The sequence below is a fragment of the Halobellus sp. LT62 genome (assembly GCF_037031285.1).
Lineage (GTDB): Archaea > Halobacteriota > Halobacteria > Halobacteriales > Haloferacaceae > Haloquadratum > Haloquadratum salinisoli.
In genome coordinates this window covers 165,241-184,626 of the sequence record NZ_JAYEZO010000002.1, presented here as the reverse complement: position 1 = coordinate 184,626, position 19,386 = coordinate 165,241, and the positions used below count along the sequence as shown (strand labels likewise).

27 protein-coding genes and 1 tRNA gene are annotated in these 19,386 nt (G+C 65.5%); 11 read left to right on the top strand and 17 right to left on the bottom strand.

Going from position 1 to position 19,386, the window contains the following annotated elements; genetic code table 11:
* Positions 1–38: 38 nt before the first annotated feature.
* Positions 39–353 (top strand): hypothetical protein, encoded by a 315-nt coding sequence (locus U5919_RS10215; protein WP_336024091.1) that lies wholly within the window; start codon positions 39–41, stop codon positions 351–353.
* 3 nt (positions 354–356) lie between these two features.
* On the opposite strand, the gene U5919_RS10210 is transcribed toward U5919_RS10215, so the two are convergent.
* From U5919_RS10210 to U5919_RS10200, 3 genes are all read right to left on the bottom strand, one after another.
* On the bottom strand, positions 357–1,487 hold the full coding sequence (locus U5919_RS10210) for an amidohydrolase family protein (protein ID WP_336024090.1): 1,131 nt from the start codon (positions 1,485–1,487) through the stop codon (positions 357–359).
* Between the two features lie 98 nt (positions 1,488–1,585).
* Positions 1,586–1,951, bottom strand: a complete 366-nt coding sequence (locus U5919_RS10205) for a Rieske (2Fe-2S) protein (protein ID WP_336024089.1) — start codon at positions 1,949–1,951, stop codon at positions 1,586–1,588.
* A gap of 328 nt (positions 1,952–2,279) precedes the next feature.
* Positions 2,280–2,353: transfer RNA gene (locus tag U5919_RS10200), tRNA-Arg, on the bottom strand.
* 145 nt (positions 2,354–2,498) lie between these two features.
* Between U5919_RS10200 and U5919_RS10195 the strand changes: the two genes are divergently transcribed.
* Positions 2,499–3,131, top strand: coding sequence for an AAA family ATPase (locus U5919_RS10195; protein WP_336024088.1), 633 nt, complete (start codon positions 2,499–2,501; stop codon positions 3,129–3,131).
* Complete coding sequence (locus U5919_RS10190; protein WP_336024087.1) at positions 3,128–3,547, top strand: RNA-binding domain-containing protein; 420 nt, start codon at positions 3,128–3,130, stop codon at positions 3,545–3,547. The genes U5919_RS10195 and U5919_RS10190 overlap by 4 nt, the downstream gene beginning before the upstream one ends.
* Positions 3,548–3,624: 77 nt before the next feature.
* On the opposite strand, the gene U5919_RS10185 is transcribed toward U5919_RS10190, so the two are convergent.
* From U5919_RS10185 to U5919_RS10170, 4 genes are all read right to left on the bottom strand, one after another.
* Positions 3,625–4,674, bottom strand: coding sequence for a nucleoside recognition protein (locus tag U5919_RS10185; protein WP_336024086.1), 1,050 nt, complete (start codon positions 4,672–4,674; stop codon positions 3,625–3,627).
* A gap of 123 nt (positions 4,675–4,797) precedes the next feature.
* Positions 4,798–5,355, bottom strand: a complete 558-nt coding sequence (locus U5919_RS10180; protein WP_336024085.1) for a magnesium transporter — start codon at positions 5,353–5,355, stop codon at positions 4,798–4,800.
* Positions 5,356–5,937 carry a magnesium transporter gene (locus tag U5919_RS10175; protein ID WP_336024084.1) on the bottom strand — a complete coding sequence of 194 codons (582 nt, stop codon included), beginning with the start codon at positions 5,935–5,937 and terminating at the stop codon, positions 5,356–5,358. It abuts the gene before it with no gap.
* 225 nt (positions 5,938–6,162) lie between these two features.
* Complete coding sequence (locus U5919_RS10170) at positions 6,163–7,575, bottom strand: signal recognition particle protein Srp54 (protein ID WP_336024083.1); 1,413 nt, start codon at positions 7,573–7,575, stop codon at positions 6,163–6,165.
* 61 nt (positions 7,576–7,636) lie between these two features.
* Between U5919_RS10170 and U5919_RS10165 the strand changes: the two genes are divergently transcribed.
* Positions 7,637–8,308: a LysE family translocator gene (locus tag U5919_RS10165; RefSeq protein WP_336024082.1), complete on the top strand. Its 672-nt coding sequence runs from the start codon at positions 7,637–7,639 to the stop codon at positions 8,306–8,308.
* Between the two features lie 28 nt (positions 8,309–8,336).
* Here the strand turns inward: U5919_RS10165 and ftsY are convergent, their stop codons facing one another.
* The 6 genes from ftsY to U5919_RS10135 form a co-directional block, all read right to left on the bottom strand.
* Positions 8,337–9,578, bottom strand: coding sequence for a signal recognition particle-docking protein FtsY (gene ftsY / locus U5919_RS10160; protein ID WP_336024081.1), 1,242 nt, complete (start codon positions 9,576–9,578; stop codon positions 8,337–8,339).
* A gap of 36 nt (positions 9,579–9,614) precedes the next feature.
* Positions 9,615–10,082 carry a prefoldin subunit alpha gene (gene pfdA, locus U5919_RS10155; protein ID WP_336024080.1) on the bottom strand — a complete coding sequence of 156 codons (468 nt, stop codon included), beginning with the start codon at positions 10,080–10,082 and terminating at the stop codon, positions 9,615–9,617.
* Positions 10,079–10,264 carry a 50S ribosomal protein L18Ae gene (gene rpl18a, locus U5919_RS10150; protein ID WP_336024079.1) on the bottom strand — a complete coding sequence of 62 codons (186 nt, stop codon included), beginning with the start codon at positions 10,262–10,264 and terminating at the stop codon, positions 10,079–10,081. Before rpl18a ends, pfdA begins: the two co-directional genes overlap by 4 nt.
* Positions 10,265–10,488: 224 nt before the next feature.
* Positions 10,489–11,154, bottom strand: a complete 666-nt coding sequence (locus U5919_RS10145; RefSeq protein ID WP_336024078.1) for a translation initiation factor IF-6 — start codon at positions 11,152–11,154, stop codon at positions 10,489–10,491.
* A gap of 1 nt (position 11,155) precedes the next feature.
* Positions 11,156–11,434 (bottom strand): 50S ribosomal protein L31e, encoded by a 279-nt coding sequence (locus U5919_RS10140; protein WP_336024077.1) that lies wholly within the window; start codon positions 11,432–11,434, stop codon positions 11,156–11,158.
* 2 nt (positions 11,435–11,436) lie between these two features.
* Positions 11,437–11,589 carry a 50S ribosomal protein L39e gene (locus tag U5919_RS10135; protein ID WP_049985609.1) on the bottom strand — a complete coding sequence of 51 codons (153 nt, stop codon included), beginning with the start codon at positions 11,587–11,589 and terminating at the stop codon, positions 11,437–11,439.
* Between the two features lie 150 nt (positions 11,590–11,739).
* Here U5919_RS10135 and U5919_RS10130 point away from each other — a divergent pair, with 150 nt between their 5' ends.
* Positions 11,740–12,678 carry a DMT family transporter gene (locus U5919_RS10130; protein WP_336024076.1) on the top strand — a complete coding sequence of 313 codons (939 nt, stop codon included), beginning with the start codon at positions 11,740–11,742 and terminating at the stop codon, positions 12,676–12,678.
* Between the two features lie 35 nt (positions 12,679–12,713).
* Here U5919_RS10130 and thpR read toward each other — a convergent pair whose 3' ends face one another.
* On the bottom strand, positions 12,714–13,274 hold the full coding sequence (thpR, locus tag U5919_RS10125) for an RNA 2',3'-cyclic phosphodiesterase (RefSeq protein ID WP_336024075.1): 561 nt from the start codon (positions 13,272–13,274) through the stop codon (positions 12,714–12,716).
* A gap of 122 nt (positions 13,275–13,396) precedes the next feature.
* Between thpR and U5919_RS10120 the strand changes: the two genes are divergently transcribed.
* The 4 genes from U5919_RS10120 (at position 13,397) to U5919_RS10105 (ending at position 16,742) form a co-directional block, all read left to right on the top strand.
* A complete protein-coding gene (locus U5919_RS10120) occupies positions 13,397–14,164 on the top strand; it encodes a tetratricopeptide repeat protein (protein WP_336024074.1) in 768 nt (255 codons plus the stop codon).
* Positions 14,164–14,463 (top strand): DUF424 domain-containing protein, encoded by a 300-nt coding sequence (locus U5919_RS10115; protein WP_336024073.1) that lies wholly within the window; start codon positions 14,164–14,166, stop codon positions 14,461–14,463. The genes U5919_RS10120 and U5919_RS10115 overlap by 1 nt, the downstream gene beginning before the upstream one ends.
* Positions 14,464–14,785: 322 nt before the next feature.
* Positions 14,786–16,063, top strand: a complete 1,278-nt coding sequence (gene sufS, locus U5919_RS10110; RefSeq protein ID WP_336024072.1) for a bifunctional cysteine desulfurase/selenocysteine lyase SufS — start codon at positions 14,786–14,788, stop codon at positions 16,061–16,063.
* A 91-nt stretch (positions 16,064–16,154) separates the two neighbouring features.
* Positions 16,155–16,742 carry a mechanosensitive ion channel domain-containing protein gene (locus U5919_RS10105; protein ID WP_336024071.1) on the top strand — a complete coding sequence of 196 codons (588 nt, stop codon included), beginning with the start codon at positions 16,155–16,157 and terminating at the stop codon, positions 16,740–16,742.
* On the opposite strand, the gene U5919_RS10100 is transcribed toward U5919_RS10105, so the two are convergent.
* From U5919_RS10100 to U5919_RS10090, 3 genes are all read right to left on the bottom strand, one after another.
* Positions 16,726–17,031, bottom strand: coding sequence for an AzlD family protein (locus tag U5919_RS10100; RefSeq protein ID WP_336024070.1), 306 nt, complete (start codon positions 17,029–17,031; stop codon positions 16,726–16,728). The genes U5919_RS10105 and U5919_RS10100 overlap by 17 nt on opposite strands.
* Positions 17,024–17,758 carry an AzlC family ABC transporter permease gene (locus U5919_RS10095; protein ID WP_336024069.1) on the bottom strand — a complete coding sequence of 245 codons (735 nt, stop codon included), beginning with the start codon at positions 17,756–17,758 and terminating at the stop codon, positions 17,024–17,026. Before U5919_RS10095 ends, U5919_RS10100 begins: the two co-directional genes overlap by 8 nt.
* A 94-nt stretch (positions 17,759–17,852) precedes the next feature.
* The gene (locus tag U5919_RS10090) at positions 17,853–18,182 is read right to left on the bottom strand and encodes a DUF7347 domain-containing protein (protein ID WP_336024068.1); all 330 of its coding nucleotides are present in this window, start codon (positions 18,180–18,182) and stop codon (positions 17,853–17,855) included.
* 105 nt (positions 18,183–18,287) lie between these two features.
* On the opposite strand from U5919_RS10090, the gene sufU reads away from it, so the two are divergent.
* Both sufU and U5919_RS10080 read left to right on the top strand, forming a co-directional pair.
* Positions 18,288–18,707 (top strand): Fe-S cluster assembly sulfur transfer protein SufU, encoded by a 420-nt coding sequence (sufU, locus tag U5919_RS10085; protein ID WP_336024067.1) that lies wholly within the window; start codon positions 18,288–18,290, stop codon positions 18,705–18,707.
* A 287-nt stretch (positions 18,708–18,994) separates the two neighbouring features.
* A complete protein-coding gene (locus U5919_RS10080) occupies positions 18,995–19,351 on the top strand; it encodes a four-helix bundle copper-binding protein (protein ID WP_336024066.1) in 357 nt (118 codons plus the stop codon).
* The last annotated feature ends 35 nt before the right edge of the window (positions 19,352–19,386 follow it).

Here is a 19,386-nt window from a genome sequence, read left to right as displayed (position 1 = left end):
AACCAACATACAAACACCACGCCGCCGTACGGCCAGCTATGGACGACCGCGCGAAGCCCGACTGGTGGGTCAGGAACGAGCGCGAGCGGGAGCGGATGGACCTCCCGTCTTACGAGCCAGCGCGATTCGAGAACGGCACGTACGTCCACGACGTTGTGTCCCAACTGGAGTCGAGATACGACTGTACGATCACTGTTCTCGGGATCAATACGGAGTACCCCGACAACTGGGAGGTCCGAGTCGACGGCGAATGCGCCTTCACCGTCGACCGCTCCCGCGACGAGAACGGGAACACGAGGTACCACCTCGACGCCGAAACCTTTCGTGAACGGGTCGAGCGGGCGATAGAGTAGCCCTTAGACAGGCAAATCGAATACCTCGATCGCGTTCTCGCCGAAGACCGCCCGCTGGTCCTCCCCGGAGAGATGGCTGAAGAACCCCCGGATCGATTCCGGATTGTCGAAGTCGTAGTGGGGGTGGTCCGTCGAGAACATAATGCTCTCGGGTCCGAGAATGTCGATCATATCGGCCATATGTGATCGCTTGTTGAACTCGCCGAGCGGTTGCGTGCTGAAGTAGAACTGATCGCGGATGTACTCCTCAGGCATCTTCTCCAACAGCGGGACTTGGCTTCGCCACGTGCTGTACTCCCGATTGAGTCGCGATATCAGATACGGCACCCAGCCGATACCCGATTCGAGGATCACGAACTCCAAGTCGGGGAACTTCGCGGGCGTCCCGTTCGCGATCAGACTCGTGACGACCCACATCATCGCGAACGGGTGACTGAGCGTGTGGATTTCCGGCATCTTCGACATCGTGCGGTAGAGCCCCGCCATATCCCACATGTGCCCGGTCGCCGTCGTGTGGAAGACGATCGGAAGCCCGTGGTCCTCGGCAGCGGCCCAGATCGGATCGTACCGCGACTCGCCGAGGCCGCGCTCTTGCCCGCCGGGATGGATGAACACGCCGACGAGCTGGTCGTGGTCGCCGAGGCGATCGATCTCGGCGGCAGCGGCCTCCGGATCGCGAGTTTGGACGGCGATCAGCCCGAAGTAGTCGTCGTTCGCGTCCATAAACTCCTCGACGAGGACGTCGTTGGCGGCCGGCATCTGTTGGACGATCTGCTCGGTGTCGGGGTAGACGTCCCACATCGGCTGCATATTGATGATCGGATAGTCGACGCCGAACCCCTCGCGAAGCGGTTCGTCGATGTACGCCTCGGTGTCGGTGACATCGCCCGACACGTCGTCGCGACCGCCGAAGACACTGAGGGTGTCCGGGACTTCGCTGTGGCTGCCAGACGACGGGAACCCGTACCCCCCGGTCCCCTTGTTCGGATCGAGGAGGTGGCTGTACGGCATCTCCATCTTCGCGGCCACCTTCTCGGCGATGTCGGGGTGATGCTCGGGGACGTGGACGTCGGTGTCGACGACGAGGAGGTCCTCCATCGGTTCTTCCTCGGATGGCGTGGATGCCGTTCCCATACCACACACTCTGACGGTCGCACAATAAGTGTTCAGCCGGCTGCAACGAAGGATCGAGGCGAGCGGGGGACGGCCAGACGGCGGTGGTCGACGCCTCCCTATACGGTCACGTGGATCTCGCCGTCTTCGACGTCGACGTCGTGGGAGATCAGTTGCACGCCGGGCTTCGAGTGGCACTCGCCGGTCACGAGGTCGAACTCCCACCCGTGCCACGGGCAGGCCACGATCTCGCCCTCGCGGACGTACTCGGTCGTCGTCTCCATTTGGTCGCGGTCGAACTCGGCCTCTAGGAATCCGGAGGTCGGACCCTCACAGACCGGCCCGCTCTGGTGGGCACACCAGTTCGTGTACGCGTAGTAGTCCCCGTCGATGTTGTAGACACCGATCTCTTTCCCCTCGAGTTCGACGACGAGGTGATCGCCGGGAGCCAATTCGTCCGCATCGACAACGGAGTGTGTCGCCATATCCCTACTCTCGGAGATGGTGGCATAATAGTTTGGCAACTTGTCACAACCGCGGTGCGGGAGGCAGGTGCGCAACAGAGCTAATCGCGCTCGGTGCGTTCAGACATACATCGCTTCACTCGGCCAACTTCGCGGCGCGACGGGATCCCCGCGAGCGCCAGCGAGCACGACGGGACCCCCGAGAGTGTCAACGATCGGGAGTACGTCGCGCGAGTGAAATTTCTGATTGTACGGGCGCGACGGGATTCGAACCACGGTCGCTCACTCCGTTCGCTCCCTGATTCGAATCCCGCGCGCCGGTTCGCTCGTCGCTACGCTCCTCGCTGTACGGGCGCGACGGGATTCGAACCCGCGACCATCGGATTAGAAGTCCGACGCTCTGTCCGACTGAGCTACGCGCCCTCGGATTGGTCAATTCGGTCGCGGGTAAAAAGGAATGCGGGTTTGGCGTCGTCTCCGGCGTCACCGCCCGCGAATCCGAAACGGCTGCTGAGAGCGAGACCGCCGAGCGCAACGCGTAAGGCTCGGTGCCGTGAACCGACGCGTAATGAAGGTCATCGGCACCGTCGGACTGCCCGGCAGCGGAAAGGGCGAGGCCGCCGCCGTCGCCCGCGACAGCGGCGTTCCGGTCGTCACGATGGGCGACGTGATTCGGCAGGCGTGTCGCGATCGCGGTCTCGACCCCGCGGAGCACCACGGCGAAATGGCGCGGACGCTCCGCGAGGAGGGCGGCCCCGCGGCCATCGCCGAGCAGTCGCTCCCGCTGATCGAATCGGCGTTAGAAGGGAGCGACGTCGTCCTCGTCGACGGCCTTCGATCAGACGTCGAACTCGACCGCTTCCGCGAGGCGTTCGGCGAGGACTTCCTGCTCGTGAGCATCGAAGCGCCGTTCGAGACCCGCGCGGAGCGGCTCCTCGAACGCGACCGTGACGAAAGCGATGTCGACAGGGAGGCGCTTCGAGCGCGCGAGGAGCGCGAGCTCGGGTTCGGGATGGGCGACGTGATGGACGAGGCCGACGTCGTCGTCCACAACACCGACACGCTCGATGCGTTCCGCGAGCGCATCCGGGCGATCCTCGCGGACGACCTCGCGAGTCTGGCTGACGACGAGTACGTGCGCGTCGCGGACGACGGAAGCCCAGATTCGACGCCCACGGCCGACGCCGGTGAGTCGCGATGATCTACCACATCGAAGCGCGGATCGTCGCACCGGTGCGCGATACCGAGGTGACCGACCGCGTCGAAGACGCCGTGAGGAACCTCTTTCCGAATGTCGAGTTCGAGCACCGCGCAGGCGAACTCGTCGGGGAGACGCACTCTTTGGAGCGCTTCTCGGAGCGGCTGCACGATCAGGCGATCCTCGAAACCGCTCGAACGGAGTTCTTCAAGCGCGCCGACGACGAAGGCTTTTCCTTCGCGCTGAAGAAGCAAGCCGCGTTCAAAGGCGTCATCAACTTCGCCGTCGGCAACCCCGACGAACTCGGTGACATTCAGGTGCACGTCACCGTCTCCGACCCCGACGTCGAGGCGTACATCGATCACGTCGCGCCACCGACCGAGAAAGGACAGCCCATCGACCCCGACGAGCGGGAGTGACGCGATTCAGTCTCTGCGAGCGGGGATAACGCCGCCCAGTCCTGACGAGCGCGAGTCGAACGTGAGGCGACGCCGAGTCAGATCGGCGCGAGCAGTGCGATCAGCGCGGCCGCGATGAAGACGATCTTTAGCGCCGTGTTGACCGCGATCACCTTCGAGCCGAACGCCGGCCCCCAGATACCGTACTGAAACGGAATCGAGCGCTTGAACGTCGAAACGGCGAAGGAGATGATTCCGCCGAGCAACATCGTCGCGACGGCGGTCCGCGGCGTGAACGTCGAGCCGATCATCGGCGCGATCGTCGCCGCGCCGGCGGTCGTGTCGAACGCGAACACCGCGATCACCGGCAGCGACGCGCCGGGGAGCCCGAGCAGCGCCGTCAGCGGCTCCGCTGCCGCGGTGATCGATTCGAGATCCTGCGTCCGGACGATGAGCGTGACGAGCACGTAGACGACCGCGAGTCGCGGAACGATGCGCTTCAGCTTCGGCCACGTCTTCTCAGCGGCGGTTTCGAGCACTGCCAGTGGCGGCTCAGTTTCGTCTTTCCCGACGCCTGCCGCGCTCGTCGAGGCGTCAGCGATTCCTCCGTCAGGGGTGGTTGCCGCCGCCCGTTCCCCAGCGTCGCCGTCGCGACCGGCGAGCAGTACGGTCCCGGCGGCCACGCCCGCGATCGTGATTCCCAGCGCGATGAGAGCGCGCGCCCCGACGTAGAGCAGCCCGACTTCGAGGCCGAGAATCGGGATCAACACCGGCGCGTAGAACGTGAAGATGTGCTGAACGAACCCGAAGAACGTGTTCATCGTGACGGCGATGAGCGTCTCCGTATCGTCCAAGCGGCCGGATTCGCGGAACTCCGCGAGCATCCCGTAGCCCGCCGTCGTCGACGCTGCAGTCGTGACGATCGCCGTGCCGACCTCGTCCGGGAGGTTCGCCGGGCGAGTGAGGTACTTCGAGACCGTCGCGATCCGCTCGACGAGGCCGAAGCCGACGGCGACGTTCGCGAGGAAGACGCCGACAGCGATGAAAACGGAAATGCGGACCACTCGCGGCGCGACCTCGACGAGGATGGGCCAGACGACGTCGATGAGGACTGGCCAGATGGCGTCGGCGACTGCCCCCGGTTGCATAGCTCCCACTCCGTACGGAAGTGACTAATCGGCGTCGATTGCGGCCCGCAGCGACGATCAATCGGCGTCGGTTGCGGCCCGAGGCGGCGACCAATCGGCGTCTGTGCAGCCCCGATGGTCGCCTCACAGCAGCAATTGGACCGTCGCGAACAGGACCACCACGCCGAGGACGTCGCAGGTGTTGGTGACGACCGGGATCACCACGTCGTCGGGGTCGAGGCTGAACCGGTAGGCGACGTACGTCGCGGCGAAGGTCACGACGATGACGAGGACAGCGAGCACGATGCCGGCGACGACAGCGACGACAAAAACGGTGCGCAGCGGCAACCGAGCCCCGCTGACGAGTGCGGTGAGCCCCCACGCGCCGACGCCGACGATGGGGAAAATCGACGACGCGAGCGCGACCGTGGCGACCGCGTTGCCGACGAGGTGCTCGTCGTCGGGAGCAAAGGAGAGCGTCCCGAGGTGAAACGACGTCGAGAGCCGCGCCGCGAGAACGCTTCCGAGGTTCCCCGCGGTGCCGATCGTTACCGGCACCAAGGCCAGAAGCGTCGGATACCGTAACAACTGGGCCTCGAATCGACCGAGCACCAGCCCGCTCCCGAGCTCGACGATCGTGAGGACGAAAAGCACCGGAAGCATCGCCCGCGTGATCGCGCGGACGGTCCACTCGGTCGGCACCTACAGCACCCCCGACGCCGCCAGAACGAGCCTGACCGCGAGCAGCAAAAAGAGCATCCCGAAGAGGTCCCCGGTCGTCGTCACCAGCGGCCCGACGAGCGTGTCGGGATCTCGCCCGCGACGATACCCGGCGAAGACCGCGGTGACGACGACGCCCGCGAGCGCGATCCCCGACAGGAGTCCGGACACGAGCGCGATGGCGACGAGCACGGGAAGCGGCGCGACGCTGTCGCCGAGAACGGTGAGAATCGAGAAGGCGGCGACGGCCGCGAACGCGGAGGTCAAAAGACCGTTCGCGAGCGCGGCCGCGACCGCCGATCGTAGCCGTTCGTCGCCGCCGCGGATCCGCGGTTCGACGAGCCCCTGGTGCAGCGCCGTCGAGATGCGCGCGCCGAGCGACCCGTAGACGTTACCGCGGGTCGCGAGCAACGCCGGAACGAGGACCAAGAGCCCGGGGACCGCTCGCAGCTCCGCGCGCATCCCGCCGAGAATGACGCCCGCGAAGAGCCCCCCGACGAGGCTCGCCGCGAGCGCTGGGAGCGCCTCCCGATAGGCATCGCGGGCGACGTCCCGGACGGTCATACGACGACCGACGACCGGAGGGGTGAAAAATCGGACGTGTCGCGATCGGTCGCGAAGAAAGTCAGCGAGACAGCCGATCGGGTCCAACTGCACGAACGGATCCAGACCGACTATCCGAACTGATCCAGACCGACTATCCGAACTGATCCAGACCGACTATCCGAACTGATCCAGACCGACTATCCGAACTGATCCAGACCGACTATCCGAACAGACTAAGATGGACTACCCGAACGGCCCCAGACCGCCACCGCCTCCGCCGCCGAGGCCGCCCATTCCGCCGCCACCGCCGCCCTGGTTCTGGAGCTTCTTCATCATCCGCTGCATATCGCCGTCGCCCATCCCTTGGAACTGCTGGATGGTCTGTTCCATCATCTTGTGCTGTTCGAGGAGCTCGCGGACGGTCTCCTCGTCCTTGCCGGAGCCCCGGGCGATCCGACGGGTTCGAGAGGCCCCGATCGAGCGGGGGTTCTCCAGTTCGTCGTCGGTCATCGAGTCCATAATGACGTCGAAGGCGTGCATCCGGTCCTGCGTGACGTCCATCGCGTCGTCGGGGAGCTGATCCTTGAAGCCGCCGCCGAGGCCCGGAATCATATCGAGGACCTGATCGAGCGGCCCCATCCGGTTCATCGCCTCCATCTGCTTTTGCATATCCTTGAGGGTGAACGACCCCTTCATAATGTCCTCGGGGTCCCAGTCGTCCTCTTCGTCTCCCGTCTCCGCCATCGCGCGCTCGACGCGCTCGGAGAGCTGTTTGAGGTCGCCCATCCCGAGAAGCCGGGAGATGAAGCCGTTGGGCTCGAAGCGCTCGATGTCTTGGACCGTCTCGCCGGTGCCCAAGAAGGCGATCGAGGAGCCGGTCTCGTTGACGGCGGTCAGCGCGCCGCCGCCTTTCGCCGTCCCGTCGAGCTTGGTGACGACGACGCCGCCGATGCCGATGGCGTCGTCGAACTCGCGGGCCTGCTCTTTCGCGCCCTGCCCGATCGCGGCGTCGAGCACGAGCAGCGAGCGGTCGGGGTCGACGACCGATTCGATCTCCTCGATCTCGGCGATGAGGTCGTCTTCGAGCGCGTGCCGACCGGCGGTGTCGACGATGTGAACGTCGGCGTCTTCGGTCGCTTCGAGACCCTCGCGGACGATTTTGACGGGGTCGGACTCGTCGGGGTCGCCGTAGAACTCGACCTCGGCGCGCTCGCACATCTGCTTGGCCTGGTCGTACGCGCCGGGGCGGAACGTGTCGGTCTGAATGACCGCCGGGCGCAGGCCCTTCTTCGAGAACCACCACGCCATCTTCGCGGCGCTGGTCGTCTTCCCCGAACCCTGCAACCCGGCGAGGAGGATCGTCTGCGACTCTAAGGGGAGATCGGTCGACTCGCCGACGAGGTCGACGAGTTCCTCGTAGACGATCTTGAGGACGTGATCACGCGCGGACGTCCCGGCGGGCGGTTCCTCCTCGGTCGCGCGCTCTTTGATCGACGAGGAGAGGTCCATCACGAGAGAGACTTCGACGTCGGCGGAGAGCAGCGAGCGCTGGATCTCCTTGACGATCTCCTCGACGTCTTCCTCGTCGAGGCGGGATTTCCCCTGCAGCGTATCGAGACTGCTGCGGAGAGAACTCCCGAGATTGTCGAGTACCATTAGCGCTCTCTACGCCGCCGCGCGGGTAAAGGCTTTTTCTGCGGCGGCGAGAGGTCAGCGCGTGTCCGTCGTTCCCGACCTTCCGACGTATCTCGCCTTCTGCGCCGCCGCGGTCGCGCTGATCCTCACGCCCGGCCCGGACACGATGTACGTTCTCACGCGGGGCGTCCAGAGCCGCGACGCCGGCGTCAGATCGGCGTTCGGGATCGCTACCGGCGTCCTTGCTCACACGGCAGCCGCGACTCTCGGTCTCGCGGCGCTCCTCCGCGCCGCGCCCGCAGCGTATCAGATCGTCAAGTACGCGGGCGCGGTCTACCTCGTCTATCTGGGCGTGCAGGCGATCCGGAACGACGAGTTCGGTGGCACCGACGGCGCGGGCGACGGAGTCGCCGATGCGACGGCCAGCGGATCCGACGACTCGGGAGGGAGCGGGTCCGCGGACGCGACGGGCAGTTTCTACCGCGGCGTCCTCGTGAATGCCCTGAATCCGAAGGTGGCGCTGTTCTTTCTCGCGTTCCTCCCCGGGTTCGCTGGCTCGGGCCCCGACGCCGAGGTCCGGATGTTTCTGTTCGGGGCGACGTACGCCGTTCTGACGGCGGTGTATCTGGGCGGCGTCGCCGTCGCGTCCGGGCGAGTCGGACGAACACTGACCTCGGCGGCGGCGACCTCGCGGCTGAGTTGGGTCGGGGGCGGCGCGATGATCGTGCTGGGGCTGGCGCTGGCGGTCGAGTGAGAGTTACGCGAAAAGACCGCGGGAGCGGCTACTCTTCGCCGCCGACCAACCGCGCGACCATCCGCTCGGGATCGAAGCGTTCGATGTCGTCGTAGCCTTGGCCGATCCCGAGAAAGAGGATCGGCTTGCCGGTGACGTAGGCGATCGAGATGGCCGCGCCGCCGTTGGAGTCGGCGTCGGCCTTCGTGAGGACCGCGCCGTCGATCTCGGCAGTGTCGTTGAAGGTCTTCGCGCGCTCGACAGCGTCTTGGCCCGCGACGGCCTCGTCGACGAACAGCGTCATATCGGGGTCGACCACGCGGTCGATCTTCTCGAGTTGGGCCATCAGATCGTTCGAGGTGTGGAGCCGTCCGGCGGTGTCGCCGAGGACGACATCGATGTCGTGCGCCTCCGCGTACTCGACGGCGTCGTACAGCACGGCCGCCGGGTCGCCGCCCTGCTCGTGGGAGATGAGCTTCGTGTCGAGGTTCTCGGCGTGCTTTCGGATCTGCTCGTTCGCCCCGGCGCGGTAGGTGTCGCCGTTAGCCATCACGACCGACAGACCCTGCTTCTCGAAGTACCGCGCCATCTTCGCGATGCTCGTCGTCTTCCCGACGCCGTTGACGCCGGTGAAGACGATCGTCACTGGTTTGTCCGCCTCGGCGACGCGTCCGTCGAAGTCGAACTGGCCGACGCTGATGACGTCGTAGAGCGCGTCGTGCAGCGCGGTTTCGACGAGTTCGGCGGTTGTCTCGACCTGCGCGCGCGTCTCGCCGATCATCTTCTCGCGGACGGTGTCGAGGATCTCCTCTGCGACGTTCATCTCCACGTCGCTCTCTAAGAGCGCCATTTCAAGCTCCCAGAGCGGATCTTCGAGGTCCCCCTCCTCGATGATGACTTTCCCCGTGGCGAACGCCGCCGCGCGCTTGAACCGGCCGGGACCCGAGTCCTCCTCGTCGTCTTCTCGGAGCGCGGTCTCGGCCTCCTCGGAGGCGAGAGCGGTCGCGTCGCCGTCGGTAGCGGGTGCGTCGTCGGCAGCGGTCGTACTATCGTCCGTAGCCGCGGAACCGGCGGCCGCGCCGGCGTCGACAGTTCCCACGTCCGCCGCTGCCGTGTCGATGTCGGCTTCGGGCGTTTCCGGCGCGCTGGTCGCGCCGGTCGCATCGGTATCGACTTCCTCGACGTCGCTCGCGGCGTCGTCGGGGTCGGCGTCCGCCGGTTCGTTCTCCACCGCCGTCTCTTCGACGTCCTCCCGGAAACTGTCGAGTTTCTTTTTCAATCCGTCAAACATGGATGTCGGGCCGCAAGTCGGGTGCTGCGTGCGACGTTACTCGCCGTCGCCGTCGTCCTGCATTTCCTGCATCTGCTGCATCTGCTGTTGCTGCATCTGCTGTTGCATCTGCTGGGCCTGCTGTTCGAGGTCGGAACTCTCGTCTTCCAGCTCCTCGATCTCTTCGCGGACCTCCGCGATGCGGTCGTCGAGCGCGTCCTGTTTCGTCTCTAAGGCGTCCGCAGCGTCGTCGGACGACTGCTCGACCGCGTAGTCGGCTCCGAGTCCGACGATGATCTCGTCGATATCCTGAATTTCAGCGCGGACGTACGCGCCGCCGCCGAGTGGGACTTGGACGGTGGAGCCGCTGTCGAGGGTCTCGATTGCCTCGATCGCCTCGTCGATCTCGGTCTGCTCGTTCTGGAGGTCGTCGACGTCGGATTCGAGCGCTTCGATCTCCTCGTCGATCGCCTGCAGTTCTTGGGAGAGCTGCTGGAGCTGCTGTTGACCGCCGCCACCCATCATGCCGCGGACACCTCCTTGATCTCGTCGAGTTCGATCTGCGTGCGCTTTAGGCCGTGCTGGCTCCCGATGTTCGCGTACACGCGGTCGCGGGCGACGTTCTCGTTCGGTGCCTCGACCGTGGTAGTGAACTCGCTGGACCCATCGCGGCTCTGGAACCGGCCGCTAACCGTAAAGTCACTCATAGACGTAGGTTCCCGAGCGAGCGGGAAGTATCTTCCTACTCGGGATCCCGAGAACGGGCGATTCGGGCCGTGAGAACGATTCTCGGAGATTGGCGTACGAGTAGACGGGGCGTCGCAGAAAGCGCGGCGACAGTCCGATACCGGATCGCCGATACCTGATCAGACATCCGAACGGCGTGATGTCGACGAGCGAAATCGGCTCGTCGCGATTTCCGGAAAAGCGGCTAGTCGAGGTAGCCGAGGGCGTCCTCGATCCGGCTCAGTTCGGGGCCGGTCGTGTCCTCGCCGGCGACGTAGCCGGTCTCGTTGGCCACGAGTCCCGACCCGACGAGCGGCGCGCCGTAGTTGACGGTCCCGATGTCCGCGCGGACGTCGAGGTGCGCTTCGAGCGCTTCGAGTTCCGGTTCGCGGGATTTCGGGTGGCAGAGCGCGCCCCCGTTGGTCGCGACGGCGGCGGTGCCGACGGTCTGCACGTCGGCGAGTTCGCCGCGTTCGACGGGGACTCCGAGAGCCGATTCGACGGCGTCGACGGCCTCCTCGGAGAGTTCGGGGTGGACGTACGCGCCGTAGTCGTTCGCGAGAACGACGTTGCCGGCGGCGTTGATCCGACCCGGGAGTTCCGCGACCGGGAGGTCTGCCGCCTCTTCGATGGCCTCCTTCTCGCGCTCTGTCGCGCGGCTGGTGACGAGGATACCGTTCTCGTTGCCGGTCGCGAGCGCGCCGACGGTTCCGGAGCCGCCGACAGTGGTGGTGACCGCCGGGATCGAGAGCTCCTCGCTCATCGCGTCGACGACGTCGGCCTCGGCGTCCGGACGGACGATCAGAACGTGATCCGTCGCGCGGGCGAACACGCCGACGTACGGCGACCCGGCGAAGGATGCGCGGAGCACGCTATTCGGCCGGCTCCGCCTCGACGATGGACTCGCCGTCCTCGTCGAACCGGGCGGCGCGCACGCGGAGCTTGCTCGGCGGCTTCTGCTTGCCGCGCGCCCACACCGTCTCGTTGAGCGACGTGTCCAGTCGGACGGCGTCCTCGTCGACCGAGAACTGCTTTGCGAGGTGAGTTCGGATCAGAGACATCGCGCGACCTGCGCGCTCGTGGCCGGGGACGGCCTTGACGTCTCGAAGCGGTACCGTGATGACTCGCTCTTCGAAGTCGCTGGCGCTCATCGTTACTCGTCCGTGTCACTCCGCCGCCAGTTGCGACGCTTGGGGTTTCGCGTGACTTCCATATCCGTCTTCATCATCACCCAGGCCGGAACGCGCGTGTTCTGGCGCTCCAGTTTGGCCAGGCGCTTCTTTTTGGCCTTCGACTTCTTGCTCATAGTGCCCGTCTCTACCTCGGGCCCGCATAAAATCTTGTTCCTTCGACCTCGCCATCTCGTGCGTGCGATTCACACGCAATTGTGGAGATAGAACGCCTCTTCGCGGCAGATTCGAGACTTTCAACACGACGCTTCGCTTCCGTTCGATCAATGAGACATCTGACCGCCGCCGTCTTTCTCCTCGCGGCCGCGATCTGGGGCACCGCGTTTATGGTGACGAAAGTCGGCCTCGAATGGCTCCCGCCCGCGCTGTTCGCGGCGCTCCGGTTCGATCTCGCCGCAGCCGTGCTCTTTGCTCTCGCCACGTGGCACGGCGACCGGCTTCGACCCGCCGGCCGCCGCGAGTGGCGGCCGATCCTCGCCGGCGGCGTCCTCCTCATCGGCGTCCACCACGCGCTCTTGTTCGCCGGGCAGCAGTACGTCACGAGCGCCGTCGCCGCCGTGCTGCTCGGGCTGATCCCGGTCATCACGCCCGCGTTGACGCGACTCACGGCGACGCGGAAGCGACTCAGTCAGACGGGGATGCTCGGCGTCGGCCTCGGCTTCGTCGGCGTCGTCACGATCGCGAACCCGGATCCCTCGAACCTCGCTGGCTCGAATCTCTGGGGAATCGGCCTCGTGCTCGGATCGGCGCTCGCCTTCGCCCTCGGAGCGGTCCTGACGCACGACTCGGAGGCGACGATGCCGATGCTGGCCGAGCAGGCGTGGATGATGTTCGTCGGCGCGGTCGTCCTGCACGCGATGAGTGCCCTCCTGCCGGGCGAGTCGCTGACGGACGTGGTGTGGACGACCGACGGAATCCTCTCGCTGATTTACCTCGCGGTCGTCGCCGGCGTCGGCGGGTTCGGGCTGTACTTCTGGCTCCTCCGCCGCGTCGGGCCGGTCGAGGTGAGCCTCTTGGAGTACGTCATCCCCATCTTCGCCGCCGTGACGGGCTGGGCCGTCCTCGACGAGTCGCTCGCGCCGACGACCGTGTTCGGCTTCGCAATCATCTTCGGCGGCTTCCTCCTCGTCAAGCGCCGAACGATCCGCGCGGAGCTCCGGCAGTGGCGCGAGGGGCCGGAGCCGCAGGCACCGGGCGCGGACTGACGAAGCGCCCGGTCGCGGGACGCGTGTCCGACGACTCACAGCGGGAACGACGCCACCGTCTCGTACGCCGGCCCCTCGGCGGTCAGCGTGCTCTTCGTCAATCGGACCTCCTCGACCCGAAACGCGCCGATATCCGGATCGGTCTCGCGGACGACCCGCTGGACCAGGTCCTTCCCGCGGGCGTCGTCCATCCGGGCGAGGGTGACGTGCGGGGTGAACTCGTGGTCGTCGGCCGCGAAGCCGAGCGCGGTCAACTCGGCCTCGGCGGCCTCGTGCAGGCGCGTCGTCTCCGCCGCGCCCCCGCCGTCGCGAACGCCCGCCCACAGGACGCTGATGTAGTCGAGCGCGGGGAAGACGCCGAAGCCGCCGAGGCGGAGCTCGAAGGGATCGACGTCGGCGTCGTCGACAGCGCGCGTCAGCGCGGATTCGACTTCGTCGAGCCGGTCGGGGTCGGTGTCGCCGAGGAAGAACAGCGTCAAGTGCGCCTGTTCGGGGTCGACGAAGCGGAGCCCCTCGGCGTCGGCGAAGCGCCGCTGCGCGTCGGCGACGTCGTCGGCGAGGCGGTCCGGAAGGTCGATGCTGACGAAGAGTCGCATATACCACGCTAGGCGCGCGTCGACCAAGAAATTCGTCCCCGCGACGCGGTGCGACGCTCGTGACAAACAGATATCGTCCCGGTGACGCAGTGCTTAACCGTCCTCACGTCCAATCCGGCGGTATGACAGACGGCGAGCGAGACGATCACGAGTTCTCCTCGGGGCAGGGATTCTCCGAGGACTACGAGGAGTTCACACTCGACCCGCCGGAGCTGAAAGTCGACCCGACGAAGGTCGACCCCGTCGACACGCGCGTCCTCACCGACGAACTGGACAAGCGGAACATCGCCACCGACGAGATCGACGTCGAACAGCTCGTCGACGTCGGGCTCTCGTATATGCAGATCAACCGCTTCGAGGAGGCCACCGAGACGTTCGAGCGCGCCGCGCGGTTCGCCGAAGAGGACTCCATCGAAGCCCAAGAGGCGTGGGTCAACAAGGGCGCGGCCCACGCCGAGTTGGAGGAGTGGGACGAGGCGATCGGCGCGTATCGGGAGGCGCTCCGCATCGACGACGACTCCGAGCACGCGGCGTCGGCGGAGACGAACCTCGCGTACGCGCTGTGGAACGCCGGCGAGATCGAGGCCGCGCTACATCACGCCGAGCGCGCCGTCGAGACCGACCCGCGCTTCCCGCAGGCGTGGTACAACCGCGGATTCTTCCTGAGCGAGCGCGGCCTGAACGAGGAGGCCGTCAACGCCTTCGACAACGCGATCCGACTGGGGATGCGCACCGCCGACGTCCTCGAAGAGAAGGCTCGCGCGCTCGAAGAACTCGGCGAGGACGAACAGGCCGAGGAGGTCCAACAGCAGGCCGAGGAACTGCGACAGGAACGCGAACAGGAGCTGCTGGATCAGCAGGGACAGCCCGGACAACAACAGCGACGGTGATGCTCCTCCGAGAACGACAGACGTCGGATGGACTGCTCGTCTCCGTCTGTGACCCCGAATGCCTCGGCGAGACCTACATCGAGGGCGATATCGAGCTCGACGTGACCGAAGCGTTCTACGGCGGCGAGGAGGCCGAAGAAGTCGACGCCGACGCCGTCATCGACAGTCTCACCCGGGCCAGCGTCGCCAACCTCGTCGGCGAACGCACCGTCTCCGTCGCCGTCGATGCGGGAATCATCGACGAGGAGCGCGTGCTCTCGGTCGACGGGACGCTGCACGCGCAACTCCTTTGGATGTAGAAAACACCCCCACCTTTTTCCAGCAGAGGGGTCCTGCGGACCCCTCCGTGCAAAAACCTGGAGGGAAAAAGGCCGCTCGCTCGGCCTTCGGCCTCGCTCGCGGTAGAATCACCTAGACACAGCGGACGATTCGGCGATTCTGTGGTAATCTCACAGATGAAGACTAGTGACCTACTGAAAATAGCCGATGCTGCAGAACAGGTATTGTAGCGTTTGCAAGTCTTCACTCACCCTCTGAGGACACCATCTCGTAACCACTACCCGTTGCGTATTCCCGTCCAGACCGAAGCCGTGTTAGTCCTGCGGCCACTATCGGACTTCAATGAGAACGCAGGAATCGTATCCGATCGACGTCGACGCCATCCGCGAGGACTTCCCGATTCTCGACCGGAAGGTCGGCGGCGACATCGAGACGCCGGGCGAAGGCCCCGACGACACCCGTCCGCTGGTCTACCTCGACAACGCCGCGACGACGCAGACGCCGAAACCCGTCGTCGACTCCATCGTCGACTACTACTACGGCTACAACTCCAACGTCCACCGCGGTATCCACCACCTGAGCCAAGAGGCCTCAGTCGCCTACGAGAACGCCCACGACCGCGTCGCGGAGTTCATCGGCGCGAACGGTCGCGAGGAGATCGTCTTCACGAAGAACACGACGGAGTCGCTGAACCTCGTCGCCTACGCGTGGGGGCTCGCCGAGTTGGGCCCGGGCGACACCGTCGTCCTGACCGAGATGGAGCACCACGCGTCGCTCGTCACGTGGCAGCAGATCGCGAAAAAGACGGGCGCGAGCGTCGAGTACATCCGCGTCGACGACGACGGACGCCTCGATATGGACCACGCGGCCGAACTGATCGACGACGACACCGCGATGGTGTCGGCCGTTCACGTCTCGAACACGCTCGGAACGGTCGTGCCCGTCTCGGACCTCGCCGATCTGGCGCACGAACACGACGCGTACGTCTTCGTCGACGGCGCGCAGTCGGTGCCGACGCGACCCGTGGACGTCGGCGAGATCGACGCCGACTTCCTCGCCTTCTCGGGGCACAAGATGCTCGGGCCGACCGGCATCGGCGTGCTCTACGGAAAAGAGCACATTCTGGAGTCGATACAGCCGTACCTCTACGGCGGCGAGATGATCAGAAGCGTCACCTACGAGGACTCGACGTGGGAGGACCTCCCGTGGAAGTTCGAGGCCGGCACGCCCGTCATCGCGCAGGGCATCGCGCTGCACGCCGCGATCGACTACCTCGACGAGATCGGAATGGACCGCGTGCAGGCCCACGAGGAACTGCTCGCCGAGTACGCCTACGACCGATTGACGGAGTTCGACGACATCGAAATCTACGGGCCGCCGGGCGATGACCGCGGCGGGCTGGTCGCGTTCAACCTCGAAGGCGTCCACGCGCACGACCTCTCCAGCATCCTCAACGATCACGGCGTCGCGATCCGCGCCGGAGACCACTGTACGCAGCCGCTGCACGACAAACTCGGCGTTCCCGCCTCGACGCGCGCGTCGTTCTACGTCTACAACGAGAAGTCCGAGATCGACGCGCTCGTCGACGGCGTCGACGACGCACGGCAACTCTTCGCCTGATTTTTCGCTCCCGCCCCCGCCCCTCCGAACCCACCACGACGGGCGAGGTGACAAAAACGCTTAGTGACGGCCGCGTGACGCTCAGACAACAATGTCAACAGCCGTCGGGTTCGTCCTCGAAACGGTTCAGCGGACGGTCAACGAGTTCGCGGCGGGGATACAGCAGGCCGCGCCGAAACTACTCACGGGCGTCGTCTTTCTCCTCCTCGCGTACGTCGCGATCCGACTGGTGACGAGCGCGGTTCGCCACACGCTCGCGGCGATCTACCCCGACGAACAGGGGCTCATCGTCGACCTCGGGGCGACAATCGCCGGGATCTTCCTGTGGTTCGGGGCCGCGTTGACCCTCCTCGAAATCCTCGGGATGGGCGAGATTGCCGCGAGTCTCGGCACCGCCGCCGGGTTCGTCGCGCTCGGCGTCTCCTACGCGCTCTCGAACATGATCGCCGACACCGTCGCGGGCGTCTATCTGCTTCGAGACCCCGATTTCAACCCCGGAGATCGGGTGAAATCCGATCCGGTGACCGGCGTCGTCGAGACGATCGAACTGCGGAAGACCCGGTTCAGAAACGAGGAGGGCGAAACCGTCGTCGTGGCGAACCGCGACGTCGAGAAGAAGTGGACGAAGCTCGGCGACCTCGACACCGACACCAACGCCGACGCTACACTAGATACCTGAGCGAGACCACCGCGCACATCCCGGCCCCCAACGCGAGGAGGACGCCACCGGTCCGTCGAGCGACGACGAGGACCACGACGGCGGAGACCAGCCCGGGGGCACCGAACTCCGAGAGCGTCGGCACGAGAAGCGAGATCACGACCGCTCCGGGGAGCACGTCGAGCGCCGCCTCGGTCCGTTCGGAGAGTTCGATCCGAGCGAGCAGCCAGAGGCCGCCCGCCTTCGTCGCGTAGGTCGCGATGCTCATCGCGACGATGACGGCGACGACCGCCGGATCGAGATCAGCCATCGTACCACACCGCCTGCAGGAGACTTCCGGCTAGACCGCCGCACAGCACGTACCAGTACCCGGGCAGCCAGTGAGCAGTCAGCACCGCCACCACGGCGGCGAACGTCCACGCGGGGAGGGAGGATCGTCCCTCCCAGAGTTCGGTCGCGAGGACGAGAAACACCGCAGCGAGGACGAAATCCAAGCCGAACCGAGCTGGGCGTTCGACGCCGCCGCCGACGGTGGCGCCGACGAGCGTGGCGAGGACCCAGAACAGCCAGATGGCGAATCCGCTCCCGAGCAGGAATGCACCCCGTCGGCTACCGGAGCGCAGCTCGCCGATCGTGAGCGCCCAGTTCTCGTCGGCGGTGAAAAACACGCTCGCGTACGCTTGGATCGGCGAGAGGTGTCTGAACCAAGGCCGGAGCGCCGCACCCATCAGCAGATACCGGAGGTTCACGACGAGCGTCGTCCCGACGACCGCGAGAACCGGAATCGGTTCCGACCAGATCTCCACCGCGACGAGTTGGGCGGCCCCGGCCAAGACCGTCGCGCTCATCAGCGTCGCCTCGGCCGCGCTGAGACCCGCCCGGTCGGCGAGGATACCGAACACGAACCCGTAACCCGCGACGCCGAGGGCGATCGGCGCGCATCGGACGAACCCGCTTCGGAACCCGGCCAGTGAGAACGATACCGACTCGCTCGGATCGGACGGATCCGTCGGCGATTCATCTCGCTTCTGACTCATCGGCGGGGCCAACTTGACAGCCCCAAGACGTAAATTCTCGGAGAAGCGACCTTCTCCCGACGGCTGCCACGTTCCAACCGAAGCCCGTCAACCCCTATCGGGAGCGCCAGACGTCCGCTGCGGCCACTGCCTCGACGAGTTCCTCTCCACGTCCGGTGAGCGCGTAGCGACCCTCGTCGCGGGCGACGATACCGTCGAGCTGACGGAGGTGGTAGTTCAGCCGCCCCTTGTCGTCGATCGAGAGTTCGGCGCGGAGGTCGGCGTAGCGGATCGGGTCCGATCGGCGGTGAAGCACCGCGAGGATTTCGAGTCGAGGCGGACTCGCGAGGACGTCGAGCGTCTCCGAGACGTCGTCGACCTCGGCGGCCGAAAGCGACCGCGATCCAAAGGCCTCCGAATCGCTCAGCCAAGTGGGAATCGCCATCGGTCGGCTCTTCGGGTTAAACTCCCGTAGAAGTACCGGTTTGCCGTATCTATCCTATCGCGCGGCGGAACCCTTTTGCGCGAGACTGCCGTACCTCCGCCAACAATGGGAATGGGCTCGGATATGTATCGGCAGCAGATTCTGGACCACTACAAGAACCCCCGGAACAAGGGCGAGATGTCCGATCCGGACTTCTCACACACGGGGGAGAATCCGTCCTGCGGCGATACGATCACGGTGAACGTCAGGCTCGAAGACGACGGCGAGACGATCGAGTACGTGACGTTCACCGGCGACGGCTGCGCGATCAGTCAGGCCTCCGCGAGTATGCTCTCAGAGAAGCTCCGCGGGCTGACGCTTTCGGAACTGGACGCGATGGACACCGACGACGTGACCGAGATGCTCGGCGTCGACATCTCGCCGATGCGGATCAAATGCGCCGTGCTCGCCCGGCAGGTCGCCCAAGACGGCGCGAAGATCCACGAGGGCGACATCGAGATCGACGCGACAACGACGGAAGACTAATCAACCCACCTTTTTCCAGCGGAGGGGTCCTGCGGACCCCTCCGTGCAAAAACCTGGAGGGAAAAAGGCCGCTCGCTCGGCCTCGCTCGCGGTAGGAGATCGTAGAAATCACCAGTGGATTACTTGTCGACCGGATTGATTTCACACTCAGCTACGACGAATTAGCCGAGAGATCGACGGTGCGAACTGAATAGGGGAGTTGATGGTGGTGGTGGGGTATTCGAAGGAGTCTCCCTGCAAGTGCAGGCGTGCACCCTAATCCGATCCCACCCGTATCTTGAGTCGCAATGTCCCTTACAGAAACAGTCGGCAAGATCAACAGCCTGAACGACGATCAGCGAACGTGCATCGAGAACTGCAACGAAGCCACCGAGGTGTGTGAGTGGTGCGCCGACGAGTGTCTCGGTGAGGAAGATATGGAGGAGTGTGCCCGTCTCTGCCGGGACGTCGCCGATCTCACGTCGCTCCACGCTCGATTTATGGCCCGTGGTTCGATGTACAGTTCCACGCTCGCGGAGGCCTGTGCGGAGGCGTGCGAGGCCTGTGCTGACGAGTGTAGCAACCACGACGCCGAGCACTGCCAGGTCTGTGCCGACGTCCTGCGGGACTGTGCCGAGAGCTGTCGGAAGATGGCGAGCGCCTAAGCGGGAGCCCAGTCGGGAACCTACTCCTATTTTTC